Source organism: Shinella sp. HZN7 (assembly GCF_001652565.1).
In the GTDB taxonomy this organism is placed as follows: domain Bacteria; phylum Pseudomonadota; class Alphaproteobacteria; order Rhizobiales; family Rhizobiaceae; genus Shinella; species Shinella granuli.
In genome coordinates this window covers 40003-54094 of the sequence record NZ_CP015740.1, presented here as the reverse complement: position 1 = coordinate 54094, position 14092 = coordinate 40003, and the positions used below count along the sequence as shown (strand labels likewise).

Annotated in this window: 14 protein-coding genes; 4 read left to right on the top strand and 10 right to left on the bottom strand. The window is 65.4% G+C overall.

What is annotated here, in order from left to right:
• Positions 1 to 30 precede the first annotated feature (30 nt).
• A complete protein-coding gene (locus shn_RS29365) occupies positions 31 to 468 on the top strand; it encodes an Lrp/AsnC family transcriptional regulator (protein WP_023517321.1) in 438 nt (145 codons plus the stop codon).
• 32 nt (positions 469 to 500) lie between these two features.
• On the opposite strand, the gene shn_RS29360 is transcribed toward shn_RS29365, so the two are convergent.
• From shn_RS29360 to shn_RS29340, 5 genes are all read right to left on the bottom strand, one after another.
• Positions 501 to 1151, bottom strand: coding sequence for a glutathione S-transferase family protein (locus shn_RS29360; RefSeq protein ID WP_064334223.1), 651 nt, complete (start codon positions 1149 to 1151; stop codon positions 501 to 503).
• 140 nt (positions 1152 to 1291) lie between these two features.
• Positions 1292 to 2488 (bottom strand): M20 family metallopeptidase, encoded by a 1197-nt coding sequence (locus tag shn_RS29355; protein WP_064334093.1) that lies wholly within the window; start codon positions 2486 to 2488, stop codon positions 1292 to 1294.
• Complete coding sequence (locus tag shn_RS29350; RefSeq protein WP_064334092.1) at positions 2475 to 3653, bottom strand: M24 family metallopeptidase; 1179 nt, start codon at positions 3651 to 3653, stop codon at positions 2475 to 2477. The genes shn_RS29355 and shn_RS29350 overlap by 14 nt, the downstream gene beginning before the upstream one ends.
• A 33-nt stretch (positions 3654 to 3686) precedes the next feature.
• Positions 3687 to 4436, bottom strand: coding sequence for an aspartate/glutamate racemase family protein (locus tag shn_RS29345; RefSeq protein WP_064334091.1), 750 nt, complete (start codon positions 4434 to 4436; stop codon positions 3687 to 3689).
• A 175-nt stretch (positions 4437 to 4611) separates the two neighbouring features.
• Positions 4612 to 5994, bottom strand: coding sequence for a PLP-dependent aminotransferase family protein (locus shn_RS29340; protein ID WP_064334090.1), 1383 nt, complete (start codon positions 5992 to 5994; stop codon positions 4612 to 4614).
• A 159-nt stretch (positions 5995 to 6153) separates the two neighbouring features.
• Here shn_RS29340 and shn_RS36625 point away from each other — a divergent pair, with 159 nt between their 5' ends.
• Positions 6154 to 6303 carry a hypothetical protein gene (locus shn_RS36625; protein WP_162853089.1) on the top strand — a complete coding sequence of 50 codons (150 nt, stop codon included), beginning with the start codon at positions 6154 to 6156 and terminating at the stop codon, positions 6301 to 6303.
• Positions 6304 to 6527: 224 nt separating this feature from the next.
• On the opposite strand, the gene shn_RS29335 is transcribed toward shn_RS36625, so the two are convergent.
• Both shn_RS29335 and shn_RS29330 read right to left on the bottom strand, forming a co-directional pair.
• Positions 6528 to 8627, bottom strand: coding sequence for a methyl-accepting chemotaxis protein (locus shn_RS29335; protein ID WP_064334222.1), 2100 nt, complete (start codon positions 8625 to 8627; stop codon positions 6528 to 6530).
• A gap of 232 nt (positions 8628 to 8859) precedes the next feature.
• A complete protein-coding gene (locus shn_RS29330; RefSeq protein WP_064334089.1) occupies positions 8860 to 9489 on the bottom strand; it encodes a TetR/AcrR family transcriptional regulator in 630 nt (209 codons plus the stop codon).
• Between the two features lie 144 nt (positions 9490 to 9633).
• Here shn_RS29330 and shn_RS29325 point away from each other — a divergent pair, with 144 nt between their 5' ends.
• Complete coding sequence (locus shn_RS29325; protein ID WP_064334088.1) at positions 9634 to 11670, top strand: NADH:flavin oxidoreductase; 2037 nt, start codon at positions 9634 to 9636, stop codon at positions 11668 to 11670.
• A 345-nt stretch (positions 11671 to 12015) separates the two neighbouring features.
• Here shn_RS29325 and shn_RS36620 read toward each other — a convergent pair whose 3' ends face one another.
• A complete protein-coding gene (locus shn_RS36620) occupies positions 12016 to 12672 on the bottom strand; it encodes a hypothetical protein (protein WP_168168992.1) in 657 nt (218 codons plus the stop codon).
• Here shn_RS36620 and shn_RS29320 point away from each other — a divergent pair.
• Positions 12626 to 13135: an NUDIX hydrolase gene (locus shn_RS29320; RefSeq protein WP_064334221.1), complete on the top strand. Its 510-nt coding sequence runs from the start codon at positions 12626 to 12628 to the stop codon at positions 13133 to 13135. The two genes, shn_RS36620 and shn_RS29320, sit on opposite strands and share 47 nt — an antisense overlap.
• A 293-nt stretch (positions 13136 to 13428) precedes the next feature.
• Here shn_RS29320 and shn_RS29315 read toward each other — a convergent pair whose 3' ends face one another.
• Together shn_RS29315 and shn_RS36040 are read right to left on the bottom strand one after the other, a co-directional pair.
• Positions 13429 to 13875: a VOC family protein gene (locus tag shn_RS29315; RefSeq protein WP_064334087.1), complete on the bottom strand. Its 447-nt coding sequence runs from the start codon at positions 13873 to 13875 to the stop codon at positions 13429 to 13431.
• Positions 13876 to 13878: 3 nt separating this feature from the next.
• Positions 13879 to 14067 carry a hypothetical protein gene (locus tag shn_RS36040; protein ID WP_145926093.1) on the bottom strand — a complete coding sequence of 63 codons (189 nt, stop codon included), beginning with the start codon at positions 14065 to 14067 and terminating at the stop codon, positions 13879 to 13881.
• Positions 14068 to 14092: the final 25 nt, after the last annotated feature.

The following is a 14092-nucleotide window of genomic DNA, read 5'->3' as shown; positions in this document are numbered from 1 at the left end:
CATAATGAGAAGCCAGGAAACCAGATTGGCATGGACGAGCTCGACCAGAAGATCGTGACGCTGCTGCGCGGCAACGGGCGCAGGAGCGTTTCGGACCTCGCTTTGGAAACCGGGGCGTCGCGGGCGACCGTGCGTGCGCGCATCGAGCGGATGGAGCAGGACGGAACCATCCTCGGCTATACGGTGATGCTGCGTGCCGATGCTCTCGAAGATGTCGTTCGCGGCGTCATGACGATCGAGATCGAAGGCCATGTGACCGATCGCGTGATCCGCACACTCGGCGGGTTCGCCGAGATTTCACAGATCCATACGACGAACGGCCGGTGGGACCTGCTGGTGGAGCTCAGCGCCTCGAGCCTTGCAGAGTTCGACGCCGTCCTGCGCAAGATCCGTCTCGTGCCGGGCATCACGGGCAGTGAAACGAGCATCCTCCTCTCCACGCCGCGCTCGACGAGGGCGAAACTTTAGCGGCCGGAATCCGCAGGATGGACCGACTTCGATCAGTTGGAGGAAGCGGCAGTGAACACCGCCCGTTGCGCGTCGAAGGCCCGCTTGTAGGCGGGGCGATCCTTGCCGCGGGCGATATAGGCGGAAAGGACCGGATAGTCGTCCAATATGCCCGATTCCTCCAGCCTGCGCAGGACCGTCACCATGAGAAGGTCGCCGGCACTGAAGGCGCCGTCGAGCCAGTCGGCATCGCCGAGCCGGCGGGAGAGTTCGTCCAGCCGCGCGCGGATACGGCCCTCCAGGACCGGCAGGCGCTCCGCATACCAGGGTTTGTCGCGTTCCGTATAGCCCGGTATTTCGTAGTCGAGGATCGGCGGCTCCACCGTGCTGAGCGCGGCGAACATCCAGGTAATCGCCCGCGCCCGCGCATTGGCGTCGTCCGGCAGCAGGCCTGCATGGCGCTCGGCGATGTGGAACACGATGCCCCCCGATTCGAACAGGACGAGATCGCCGTCCTCATAGGTCGGGATCTGCCCGAAGGGATGAAGCGCAAGATGCGCGGGCTCTTTCATGTCCTTGAACGTGAGAAGACGAACCGCGTAAGGCTGGCCCACCTCCTCGAGCGCCCAGCGAACGCGCATGTCACGCGCCAGACCCCGGCCACGATCGGGTGATTGGGCAAAGGCAGTTATCGTGATCGTCATGCTGTCCTCCATAGCGTGTCTGCTTGAAGACGACCGGCTGGACGGGATTCCGACACATCTGCCTGGGATACCTTTCGCCGTTCCGGCCATGAGGCCTGCTGGCGCGGCAAGGCCGGCTGCGCGCCGGCCCCGCGTCTTCCTTACTCCATCGTCTTCAGGAAGGTTTCGGCCGTGGCGCAAAGCACCGTGGCACCCTGCGGCAGGGCGGCCTCGTCGATGCGGAATTGCGGATGGTGCAGGGGATGGATCGCGCCGGCCGCCTCGTTGCGGATGCCCAGGCGGAAATAGACCGACGGGCATTTCTCGCTGTAGAAGGCGAAGTCGTCGGCAGCGGTCCAGCCGGGCGCTGACAGCACATTGTCCGGCCCGACGATCGCCCTGCCGGCCTGCCGGACGAGTTCGACCATTTCCGGCGCATTGACGACGGGCGGCTCGCCCCGTTGCAGGTCGACCGCGACCGTCGCGCCGTGCGTCGCCGCCACCCCTTCCAGGACCTGTCGCAGCCGTCGCCACGCCTTTTGCCGGGTTTCCTCGTGGCCGCTGCGGATGGTGCCCTTCAGCCGGGCCTCGGCGGCGATCACGTTGTAGGCGCCGCCACCCTCGATGCCCGTGACGGAAATCACCAGGGGATCGTAGGGATCGATCTCCCGCGCGACGATCTTCTGCAGTTCCGTCACCATCGAGCAGGCGACGGCGATGGCGTCGATGCCGTCGGAAGGCCGGGCGGCATGCGCGGAATTTCCGGTCACGACGACGTCGAAGATATCGCAGGCCAGCGTATAGGGGCCGGCGCCGACCGCCATCCTGCCGGTCGGGGTATAGGGATCGACATGGATGCCGATCGCCGCGTCGACGTCGTCGAGAAGGCCTTCCGCGACGACCCGCCGTCCGCCGAGTGGTTCCGCCTCCTCGGCAGGCTGGAAGATCAGCCGCACGGTGCCGCTGAAGGATTGCCTGCGCCTGTCCAGCAGAATGGCGGCGGCGTAGCCCATGGCTGCGTGCGCGTCATGGCCGCAGGCATGCATCACACCCGGCTTCTCGGAGGTGAAGGGCTCGCCCGACATTTCTTCGATCGGCAGCGCGTCGATATCGGCGCGGATGACGACCTTGCGGTTGGAGGGGCCGGCCGTGCCGACGATGTCGACGGCAAGGCCGAAGCCGGCGACCGGCCGGACCGGGCCGAGCCCCGCCTCCTCCAGCGCCTGCTTCAGATAGGCCTGCGTCTCGCGCTCCGCATTGGAAAGCTCCGGATTGCGGTGGAGGTGGCGGCGAATCTCGATCATCCGCCGCGCGAGGGCCGCGTCCACTGCCGCCGTGTCGGGCTCAGGCCTTGACATGGATGTCCCGGGGGAAGCTCGTCAGCGTCTCGCAGCCGGTTTCGGTGACGAGGATCGTCTCGCTCACCTCGATGCCCCAACCGTCCATCCACATGCCGAGGATGGAGTGCAGCACGTTGCCGGGCTTCAGGACGGTCGTGTCGCCGGGGCGCAGGCTGATCGTGTGCTCGCCCCAATCCGGCGGGTAGGCGACGCCGATCGAGTAGCCGATGCGCGATTCCTTCTTGAGGCCATGGCGCTCGATGACCCGGCGCCAGCTTGCCTCGACCGCCTCGGCCGTCACGCCCGGCCTGATGCTGGCGAGGACGGCCTCCATGCCCTCAAGGACGGCCCTGCTCGTGTCGCTTACCTTGGCCGGCATCCTGCCGAGCTGGAGGGTTCGCGCAAGGCCGGCCGTGTAGCGGCGGACGACGCCGGCGAGTTCGAGCGCGACGGTCTCGTTCTCGCCGAAGCGGCGATCGCTCCACATGACATGCGGCGCGGAGGCATTTTCTCCCGCGAGGATGGTCGGGGGCAGGGCGGTGATGTCGCCGGCAAAGTCCGGCGCGCCGGCAACCTGGGCGGCCTGGATCCGGGCGATCGCGTCGCATTCGCGCACGCCCGGCGCGATGACGTCATAGGCCGCGCGCACCGCGGCCTCGGCAAGGCGCGAGGCCTTGCGCAGATAGTCGACCTCGGCCGGCGACTTGACGCTGCGGATCCAGTTCACCAGCAGGTCGGCGTCGTGGAAGGTGGCGTTCGACAGGCCCGCGGTCAGGCGAGCATGGGCCTTCGGCGAATAATAATAGGCTTCCAGCTCGATGCCGATATTGCCGCCGCCCCAGCCCTTCTGGCTGATCCAGGCTGCAATCCAGTCCATCGGGTGGCGGTCGGCCCGCTGGACATGGTCCTCCGGGAAGCCGACGATGTTTTCCGGCTTCATCCAGGCCGTCAGCAGGCCGCCGGCGGCATCCATGGCGCGGCCGATCCAGACCGGCTCCTCATCGACGAGCGGCACCAGCACGACTTGGGGCGTATAGAAGGACCAGCCGTCATAGCCGGTGATGTAATGCTGGTTGGCGACGTCGTTGACGACGAGGAGGTCGAGGTTGCGTCGCGCCATCTCCGCGCGGATGGCCTGGAGCCGGGCTCTGTACTCGGAAAGGGCGAAGGGTAGTTCGATCATGAGAGAGGCATCCTGATTGACGAAACGGGAATGTCAGGCGGTTGCGAGCAGTCGGCATGCGGCCTTCGGATCGGGCGCGATGCCGCACTGCCGCAGGCTGGCCCAGGCGGCCGCCAGATTGCTGGTGACGACCGGCAGGCCGGTCTGCCGTTCGATCTCGGGGGCGCATTGTGCCGCGCGCAGCGCCGTGCAGGCGATGAACAGGGCTTCGGTACCGGCAGCGATGCCTGCGGCGAGCCGGACGATCTCCGCCTGCGGCAGGCGCGCCATGTCACGATCGTCTTCCATGCCGAGGCAGACGAGGCGATTGACGGCAAAGCCGTTCGCTTCGAAATAGGCCTGCATGGGTTCGGCCGTCTGGCGGATGTAAGGTGTCAGGATGCTGATGTGCCGCGCCTTCAGGGCACGCAGCGCCAGGACGGCCGCGCCGGCCGGCGTGATGACGGTGGCGCCCGGCTTGCCCTCGCGGATGGCGGCCGTGACAGCCTCCTCGCCGATGACGACCGAGGCCGAGGTGCAGCCATAGACGACGGCGTCGAGCGCCTCGCCCGGCAAAAGCAGGGCCGCCGCCGTGGCAAGATGGGGATGCATCGCGCGAAGGTTCTCCGGCGTCGTGGGGTTCGCATAGCCGACGCGTGTCACATGCACGGCGATGTCGTCGCTGGCGACGAGCCGGCGGAAGTCCGCTTCCACTGTATGGTCCGTGGCGAGCGCGATCAGGCCGATGCGCCGGGCCGCGGCGCGAGCCTCCAAGGCCGATTGATGCTGGATCTCCTCGATCATGCGCGCTCCCCCGCTATGGGTGTCGCCATTCAGCCGTGCGGAGGAATGCATGTCAATCTGGGAAAAAGACACATATCAATTTCCGGCGCGTGTCGTGCAAAGCGCCTGGCGGTCTTGCGATGACGAGATGCGCGAAGCAAAGGCGCCGAAGCGCAAGGAGAAGGACCGCAGCTTTTCAGGGTGCCAGGACGCTCCGGTCGGGTGCGGCGCGCAGCAGCGAGGCGAGGATGTCGAGGCCGGCGTGCAGTTCATCAGCCTCGGTTGCGCCGAGCGATACCCGGACGGCGCCCGCCGGCGCGCCGGACAGGGAGAAGGGCGTGCTTGGCGCGACCGCCACGCCGCGGACGCGCGCCTGAGAAACGAAGGCGGGCTCATCGTGCTCCGGCGGAAGCGGCAGCCAGAGATGAAGCCCCTCGGGATGTGCGTGGTACACGGTGCCCTGAAGCACCGCGGAGACGATCCGGTGCCGCTGGCCGAGGGCGTTGCGCTGCCAGTCCACCAGCGCCTGCATCGTGCCGTCGGAGAGCCACAAAGTGGCGATCTCGGCCATGACGGGCGTCGCCATCCAGTTCGCCATCAGGTGCCGGTTGGCGACCGTGGCGGCAAGATGATCCGGCGCGGCGACATAGCCGATCCGGAGGCCGGGAAGGGCGACCTTGCTGAAACCGGTTATATAGACCGTCCGTTCCGGCGCCAGCGCCGCGATGGGGCGCGGCCGGCGGGAGAGGAGCGGGCCGAACACGTCGTTTTCGATGATCGTCACGTCATGTCTGCGCGCCGTCTCGGCGATGGCGCGGCGCCGGCCTTCCGACATCAGCGTAGCGGTCGGGTTGGCGAGATTGGGCTGAAGGGCGACCACGCGCACCTCCTCCCTGCGGCAGGCCTCCTCCAGCGCTTCGGGAACCATGCCGTCCGCGTCCGCGACGATCGGGCGGACCCGGATGCCGAGATAGTCCGCGAGCGGCCGGATGACATGGTAGCAGACCTCCTCGGCGGCAAGGATCGCGCCGGGGCCTGCAGCGGACAGGAGGGCGACGGTAAAGGCCGAGGAGGCCCCGTTCGTTACGAGCAGGTTGCGCGGCGCGGTTTCGACGCCGAGCATGGAGAGCCACGCGGCGGCGGCCTCATTGTGCCGCGGAAAGATGGTGTTGGGCCGGAAGGACAGGGCTGCGGCAGACGGGAGGCCGTCGCCGAGCCGGTGCAGGGCATCCTTCATCCGCTCGAGGTGAAAGGGCGTGCAGACGGGCGTGACGATCGAAAGGTCGATCTCGTTCGCCAGCCGTTCCGCGATATAGGGCGACTGGGGCACGGAGCCGCCTGCCTTGACATAGGTGCCCCGGCCGACCTCGCCCGAAACCAGCCCGCGGCGGGCAAGCATGTCATAGGCCTTGCTCACCGTCTGGATCGAAATCTTCAGGTCATAGGCAAGATCACGATGCGGCGGCAGCTTGTCATTCTCGGCAAGCCGGCCGCTCTTGATCGCTGCCGTGAACTGGTCCGCGAGAGAGATATAGACGGGCCGCCGCAACTGGCCGGGATCGGGGTGCCATTTTGTCATGCATTCTTGTCGGCCAAATGCATGGCAATTTCAATCGGCAACGACATTGCCCGCCTCACGGCTGCGAAGCACATGCCCTTTCATGTCGCGGCGCTAAATTGTCACGTCGCGCTCCGCATTAAAGTGGTATATCATTTGCCACATTAACAGGAGAGGCCCATGAACAAGGAAGAAACCCGCAAGCCCCTGGTGTTTTCCGGCGAGCACGTCAGCGGCCGGGACGTCAATGGCAGCAGCCTGATGCCGATGCTCGTCGTCGGGCTGGTTCTGATTGCGGTCGGCTATGCGGGCGTGATGGTCTTCGTCTAATCGGGACAAAAAGGGCGGCATGATCAGCCGTGCCCGCTTTCAATGCCATGGCGGCTGCTTCCGTCGCGGTTGCGGATATCCGCGCCGAATCCTGCCTGTGTTCACCATGTTCAAGGGGCGCCAGGACCGGTGGCACGCCGGCCCTGCGTGGCGGATTTTCCAGGGCAAGAAAAAACCCCCTGCAGTTGCTGCAGGGGGCTTAATGCGGGTAGGCGTGGTGTCCGTCAGGCGGCGTAGGCCTGGCGTGCAGCCTGCGGCACGTTGCGTGCCCTGTCGAGGCGGAACTGGGCGAGCAGGGCGGTCAGCGCGGCCGCCTCGCCGGCAAGGCCGTGGCTGGCGGCGGTCTGCTCCTCTACCATGGCGGCGTTCTTCTGCGTGCCCTGGTCCATCGTGTTGACGGCGGTGTTGATCTCCTGCAGGCCGGTCGACTGTTCGCGGGCGGCCAGGACGATGGCGTTCACATGGCCGTTGATCTCCTGCACCTCGCGCACGATGGCCTCCAGCGCGGCGCCCGTCTCGTCGACGAGCGAGACACCGGAACGGACCTGCTCGCCGGACGCCGTGATCAGCGCCTTGATCTCTTTCGCGGCATTGGCCGAGCGCTGGGCGAGCTCGCGCACTTCCTGCGCCACGACGGCAAAGCCCTTGCCGGCCTCGCCCGCGCGGGCCGCTTCCACGCCGGCATTGAGCGCGAGGAGGTTGGTCTGGAAGGCGATGTCGTCGATGACGCCGATGATGTTGGAGATCTCGTGCGAGGACTTCTCGATGCCTTGCATGGCCGAGACGGCGCGGCGCACCACCTCGCCGGATTTTTCAGCGCCCTCCCGGGTGCGCGAGACGAGTGAACCGACCTCCTCGGCGCGGCGGGTGGAGTCCTTCACGGTGGTGGTGATCTCCTCCAGTGCGGCGGCGGTCTCCTCGACGGAGGCCGCCTGCTGCTCCGTGCGGCGGGCGAGCGCGTCGGCGGAGCCGCGGATCTCGTTCGCGCCGCCGTCGATCGCCAGCGCCTTCTCGCCGACCGTCGACATGGCCTGGTGCAGGCGGGTGACGGAGTTGTTGAAGTCGATGCGCAGGCGGTCGAGATCGCCGGCAAAGGGGGTGTCGATGCGCGAGACGAGGTCGCCGTCGGCAAGACGGCCCAGCGCATCGGCGACCGTGTGGACGGCCAGGGCGACGGTCTCGGCCTCCTGCGCCTTGATCGCGTCGCGCTCACGGCGCTCCTGTTCGCTCAGGGCCTCGTTCTCTTCCGCCGCACGGGCGAGGCGCGCGCGCTCGATGATGTTTTCGCGGAAGACGGTGACGGCAGCCGCCATCTGGCCGATTTCGTCGGTGCGGCCTGCTTCCGGGATGTCCTCGGAAACGTCGCCGCGCGCCAGCTTGCTCATCATGCCGGTCATGCGCACCACCGGCCGCACGACGAGGCTGGACAGAAGCAGGGCAAGGACGCCGATCATGGCGAGAACGCCGACGACGGTGGCGATGGTGGCGGCGATGCGGAATTCGGAAATGCCGGCATAGGCCATGTCGCGGTCGACGATCAGGCAGAGATACCAGCTATCGATCACCGGCAGGCCCGTGACCTGCACGAAGCGCACGAGGACGCGCTTGCCGTCGAGCTCGGTTTCCGTCAGCCCGGTCGCCTCGATCGACGGGGTCTCCTGCGGGAAGACCTCGGTCAGGGGCTTGGCGACCAGATCGCCATTGGGATGGACGAGAACCGTGCCGGACTTGTTGACGAGGAAGGCGGAGCCCATGCCGCCGAGATCGACCTCGCCGATCATGCCGAGCAGGCCCTGCAGGGGGAAGTCGGTGCCGGCGATGCCGAGCAGCTTGCCGTCACGCTTGACCGGGGCGGTGGCGCTGATCACCAGCTTCTGCGAGGCGGAATCGACATAGGGATCGGTCAGCACCGGCGCGTCGAGCCTGACGGTATCCTTGTACCAGCCGCGCTTGCGCGGGTCGTAGCCTGCCGGCATCGTCGCGGCGGGAATGCGGGTCATGGTGCCGTCCTCGCCGCCGAAATAGACGAGGGCGAATTCGCGGCTGAGCAGCGCGTTGTCGAAACCCTTCAGGATCTCCTCGGCATTCTCCGCCCGGGCGACGCCGGCGCCGGCGAGCTCGGTCAGCATGACGCGGGCATTCAGCCAGTTGGCAATGCCGGTGGCCGCCAGCTCGCCGGCGGATTCGATCTCGGAGGCCGCTTCCCTGGAGAGCGTGTTTCGCTGGAGACTGTCGATATAGACCGAAAAGCCGCAGAAGGCCGCGATGACGGCGAGCGAGGCGGCCAGAAGAATTTTGGTCATGAGATTGAAACGTGTGCTCAAGGAAACCCCCCAGTATTCCATCGCCGAACCGCACGCGTCTTGCGGGCACGGGCTCGGCACAGCAGATGTCAGGAAAAACGCGCCTTCATGGCAGCCGGCGCGAGAACCGCGCGCTTGCGATCGGTAAAATTGAACAGAGTTCGTTAAGACGAGCCTAAGGCGGAGGCATTTGTCTGGCCTGACGGCGAAATAAGGACGAGCCGACGTGCCTGTCCTGTGCCAGGCCCTGCGCTCAGTCCGGCTTGTAGCCGTGCCGGGCAAAGAAGCGGTCGAGTTCCCGTTTCCGGGGGATCTCTCCGGTATAGATCGCGATATAGTCGGGGATGCGCTTCATGCGCAGCGCGATGTCTTCCGTCGATTGCATCGAGATATACCCGATCTGGACGAGATAGGTCGTTCGCGCACGAACGTCCGCCGGGCCCTCGTCATAGCCGAACCGCACGAACATGCGGCCGATCGCCTCTATTCTCGCCTGGTCGGCCGCCTGCACCTCTGCCAGGATGTCCGGCGATTGCAGCGCCCAACTGCGCACGGCGAATTCGAACTGGGAATCGAACAGGTCCTTGTTCAGCCAGCAGTCGAAGACGTTGAGCATCGCTTCGGCAAGCGTTTCCGCATAGGCCTCGGACTGCTTCACGAGATTGCCCGTGTTCTTCTCCCGCCAGCGCGCGATGAGGGCACCCAGCAGCTCCTCCCGGTCCTTGAAGAACCAGTAGAAGCTGGTGCGGGACAGATTGAGCCGCTTGGCGAGCGGCAGGATCTTCACCGATTCCACGCCGGATTCGAGCAGGCAGTCGTAGGCGGCCTCCAGCCACCCTTCCGGGGAGCCGCGCCAGCCGCTGTCACTCGTCGCCTGTTCCATGGTGCCTCCTAACAAATTCGGCATGTCGCAGCAAGCAGAATGTACACTTATGTCGACAATATTGACTATAGTGTTTTGGGCGTTGACACATGTGTACATTTTCTCTTACCGTTCGTGAAAGTCCCCCAGTCCGGAGCCCGTCGCATGTCGAACGATCCCCTGCTTCAGCCCTATCAGTTGAAGCACCTGACCCTGCGCAACCGCATCATCGTCACGTCGCACGAGCCGGCCTATCCCGAGGACGGCATGCCGAAGGGCCGCTACCGGGCCTATACGGTGGAACGGGCGCGCGGCGGCGTGGCGCTGACGATGACGGCCGGATCCGCCGCCGTCTCGAAGGACAGTCCGCCGGTCTTCAACAACCTGCTCGCCTACAAGGACGAGATCGTGCCGTGGATCCGGGAAATGACGGACGCCGTGCATGAAGCGGGGGCGGCGATCATGATCCAGCTCACCCATCTCGGCCGCCGCACGCGCTGGGACAAGGGCGACTGGCTGCCCGTCCTTGCGCCTTCCCATCATCGTGAGGCCGCGCACCGCGCCTTTCCCAAGAAGCTGGAAGACTGGGACATCGCGCGCATCATCAAGGATTTCGCCGATGCCGCGGAGCGCATGAAGGCGGGCGGCATGGACGGGGTCGAGCTGGAGGCCTATGGCCACCTCATCGACCAGTTCACCTCGCCGCTAACCAACGAGCTCGACGGCCCCTATGGCGGCTCGCTCGACAACCGCCTGCGCTTCTGTTTCGACGTGTTCAGGGCGATGCGCGAAAGGGTGGGCGAGGATTTCATCCTCGGCGTGCGCTACACGGCCGACGAATGTCTTCCCGGCGGAACCGGAAAGGCCGAGGGCCTGGAAATCTCCCGTCGTCTCAAGGAAAGCGGTCTCATCGATTACCTGAACGTCATCCGCGGCCATATCGATACGGATCCGGGCCTGACGGATGTCATCCCGATCCAGGGCATGGCGAGCGCGCCGCATCTGGATTTCGCCGGCGACATCCGCGCCGCCACCAGGTTCCCGACCTTCCATGCGGCGAAGATCCAGGATGTCGCGACGGCGCGTCATGCGATCGCCGCCGGCAAGGTCGATATGATCGGCATGACCCGCGCCCACATGACCGACCCGCATATCGTGCGCAAGATCATCGAAAAGCGCGAGGACGACATCCGTCCCTGTGTCGGCGCGAATTACTGTCTCGACCGCATCTACCAGGGCGGCCTTGCCTTCTGCATCCACAATGCGGCGACCGGCCGCGAGGAGACGATGCCGCATGCGATCCCGAAGGCGGCGGTGCGCAGGAAGGTGGTGATCGTCGGCGCCGGCCCGGCCGGCCTCGAAGCAGCGCGGGTCGCCGCCGAGCGCGGCCACGAGGTGGTGGTGTTCGAGGCGGCGAGCGATCCGGGCGGCCAGATCCGACTGACGGCGCAGAGCGAGCGGCGGCGCGAGATGATCGGCATCATCGACTGGCGCATGAGCCAGTGCGAGAAGCACGGCGTCACCTTCCACTTCAACAGCTGGGCCGAGGCGGACACGATCCTTGCAGAAAACCCCGATGTCGTGATCGTCGCGACGGGTGGCCTGCCGCATACCGAGGTTCTTTCGAAGGGCAACGAACTGGTGGTCTCCTCCTGGGACATCATTTCCGGCGACGTGAAGCCGGGCACCAACGTGCTCGTCTATGACGATGCCGGCGACCATGCCGGCCTGCAGGCGGCCGAACTGATCGCCAAGGTGGGCGGCAAGGTGGAGATCATGACGCCGGACCGTGCCTTCGCGCCCGAGGTCATGGCCATGAACCTCGTTCCCTACATGCGCGCGCTGCAGAAGCTCGACACGACCTTCACCGTCACCTACCGGCTGGAGGCGGCGGAGAGGAGCGGCAACCAGATCATCGCCCATGTCGGCAGCGACTACGGCGGTGTCAGCAAGCAGCGCACGGTCGACCAGATCGTCGTCAACCACGGCACCATCCCGCTGGACGATCTCTATTTCGAGCTGAAGCCGGGCTCGAAGAACCTCGGCGAAGTCTCCTATGACGACCTGATTGCCGGCGCGCCGCAGACGGTCACGCGCAATCCCGACGGCACCTACCAGCTTTTCCGCATCGGCGACGCCGTTGCCGCCCGCAACACACATGCGGCCATCTACGATGCGCTGCGCCTTGCCAAGGATATCTGACCGCGGTGCGTGCGGATGTCTTGCAGGGTCTCCCGGTGCCTTGATCCGGTCGGATTCGGTGCACACCCTCGGTGTGCCTCCGGCTTGGCGTCCACAAACTGGTTGACAATGCGCTTTACCGCTGTCTTCTTCCTGGGCGTGGTGCCGAAGCAGTAAGACTTGCGCGGACAGCCATCGCCTTCGTTTCCCTGAAGAACAGGCGAAACAGAAACGTTCGGGACCGTTCGATGCCGGCAATTGTTGCCATCAATCGTATGATGGAATTCTTTTCCAGCCTGGCCCTTGGCTAGCGGGCGGCCGCTTTTCTGCATCCATTGACGGGATGGATTACTCGGAACGTTGAATCTATTCGCTGAAGCGGCCGGGCTCCAGCCTCCTTGCGCGTGCCAAGGCCGCGCCGAGGGCCCTCGCGCTGGTCCCGATACGCCATCTCAAATCGCGAAAATGCACTGGAAAGGATGGGATATGAAACGCATCGATCTCCTGGCGCGCCTCAAAGCGGTCGAAGGTGATGATCTCTACAGGGGCAAGCGCATTGGTTCCCTCAGCGCCTATATGAGCGACGAGCAGCTCGAAAAGCACATATGCGCTCTGGAGGATCGGCTGCATGCGGACCGCCCGCGGCCGGAGTGAAGAGTGCGACGCCTCGATCAGTGCCTCCAGCGAATAGTCGCGGCCTCCGGCCGGATGCCGGCCGAGGCGACCTGCGTGCCGTCGATTGCGAAATGTGCGGGAAGGCGACCGACCCAGCCCATGCGGCGGGCCAGATTGCGTCTCGCCGCGTTCGACGATGTTGATCGGCAGGCTTACCGACGAATTCCGCGACATGATCAAGCGCAGCCGTTTCCGCGATGCCTGGTTCCAGGTGGTCGTCGGCTGAGGGCGCGCCTTTGACATGGTGGGCAACTCGTCATAGGTTTCGCCCCCATTTTGCGATGCTTTGGCGGCAAGAACCCTGAAAACGACCAAGAAGACCAAGGCGCAGAAGAGCCGCAGGCCCAAGACCCTTCTGCAGAAGCTGGCGGCTACCCCCGAAAAGCTGTTTTCGGGGGCGTTTCGCCAGCAATATGCTGCCTTATGTTTCCGCAGCGCGCCTGAAGGCGCCGGGATTGAGATCCTCGTGGTGACCTCGCGCGACACCGGTCGCTGGATCATTCCCAAGGGCTGGCCGATGAAGGGCAGGAAGCCCTATGAGGCAGCTGCGATCGAAGCCTTCCAGGAGGCCGGCATTCGCGGAAAGGTCCGCAAGAAGCCGATTGGTCGCTACACCTATCTGAAACTGCTGGACGACGGCGACGTGGCGCCCTGCATCGTCGATGTGTTCCAGATCGAAGCCACCGAGCTTGCCACGAAATTCAAGGAAAAGGGCGAGCGCCAGCTTGCCTGGGTCAGTCCGGACGAAGCGGCGTGGCGCGTGCGCGAAATCGAGCTCAAGTCGCTGCTGGTCGAGTTCAAGCCCCGCTGAGGCCGCCCTGTCGCGCGGCTGGTGTCATGCCGCGCGGGCGCGGGCCTTCGCACAATGGCGAAGGAGGCATTGACGAGCTTGCCGTTGGTACGCTCGCGGAGACGGAGAAGGGCCTTGTCCATCAGCATTTGTCGAGGGAGATGGGGACGAGGCGGTTGTCCTGACGGAACCCGGCGGCGGAGACGAAGCCGTCCCCGCCGCCGGCTGCCACGATCTTGGGGACCGCCTCGCGGTCTTCCGAAGTCGCTGGATTGCAGCCTGGCGATTGCCAGGCGACAGCATTGCCCGGCACGTCAGCCCTGTGCCGGCTTCCAGTCCGCCGGGGGAATGCTGTTTATCATCCACGGGATGCCGAACTTGTCGATGAGGGAGCCGAAACCGGGCGACCAGAAGGTCTCGCCGAATGGCATGACGGCCTTGCCGCCTTCGGCGAGCTGGTCGAACCAGCGTTTGGCCTCGGCCTTGTCCGTGGTGTGCAGCGTGACGTCGAAACCGTTCTTGGGCTTGTCGATGTTGGGCGCCCAGCCGGCATCCATGTCGGCGCCCATCAGGGCCTGGTCGCCCACTTCCAGCCAGCAATGCATCAACCAGTCCTTGTACTTCGCATCGGTGATCGGCATGTCCGGCGGGGCTTCGCCATAGGGAAAGGCGGCGGTGATCTTGCCGCCCAGCACCTTGGCATAGAACTCGAATGCCGCGCGGCACTGTCCCTGAAAACTCAGGCTCGTCACGATTTTCATGCTTCATTCCTCCTCGTGGTTGTCGTTTCGTCCGCCGGGGCGGCTGTGGATTTTCAGACCGATCTGATGGGTGGGACGGAACCCGCCGATGCGGCGCGTGCCGCGCCGTTCCGGATCGGCGGCGCCGTGTCCGGTGTCATTGATGTTGATATCAACGTAAATGACACGGCAAGTCAACCCGTGACGGTTCATCCGCCGGGCCTTCAACTTTCTGCGG

Bases quoted from the DNA above. Each gene is read 5' to 3' on its own strand.
- shn_RS29365 (WP_023517321.1), top strand. From the start codon at position 31: ATGGACGAGCTCGACCAGAAGATCGTGACGCTGCTGCGCGGCAACGGG.
- shn_RS29360 (WP_064334223.1), bottom strand. From the start codon at position 1,151: ATGACGATCACGATAACTGCCTTTGCCCAATCACCCGATCGTGGCCGG.
- shn_RS29355 (WP_064334093.1), bottom strand. From the start codon at position 2,488: ATGTCAAGGCCTGAGCCCGACACGGCGGCAGTGGACGCGGCCCTCGCG.
- shn_RS29350 (WP_064334092.1), bottom strand. From the start codon at position 3,653: ATGATCGAACTACCCTTCGCCCTTTCCGAGTACAGAGCCCGGCTCCAG.
- shn_RS29345 (WP_064334091.1), bottom strand. From the start codon at position 4,436: ATGATCGAGGAGATCCAGCATCAATCGGCCTTGGAGGCTCGCGCCGCG.
- shn_RS29340 (WP_064334090.1), bottom strand. From the start codon at position 5,994: ATGACAAAATGGCACCCCGATCCCGGCCAGTTGCGGCGGCCCGTCTAT.
- shn_RS36625 (WP_162853089.1), top strand. From the start codon at position 6,154: ATGAACAAGGAAGAAACCCGCAAGCCCCTGGTGTTTTCCGGCGAGCAC.
- shn_RS29330 (WP_064334089.1), bottom strand. From the start codon at position 9,489: ATGGAACAGGCGACGAGTGACAGCGGCTGGCGCGGCTCCCCGGAAGGG.
- shn_RS29325 (WP_064334088.1), top strand. From the start codon at position 9,634: ATGTCGAACGATCCCCTGCTTCAGCCCTATCAGTTGAAGCACCTGACC.
- shn_RS29315 (WP_064334087.1), bottom strand. From the start codon at position 13,875: ATGAAAATCGTGACGAGCCTGAGTTTTCAGGGACAGTGCCGCGCGGCA.
- shn_RS36040 (WP_145926093.1), bottom strand. From the start codon at position 14,067: ATGAACCGTCACGGGTTGACTTGCCGTGTCATTTACGTTGATATCAAC.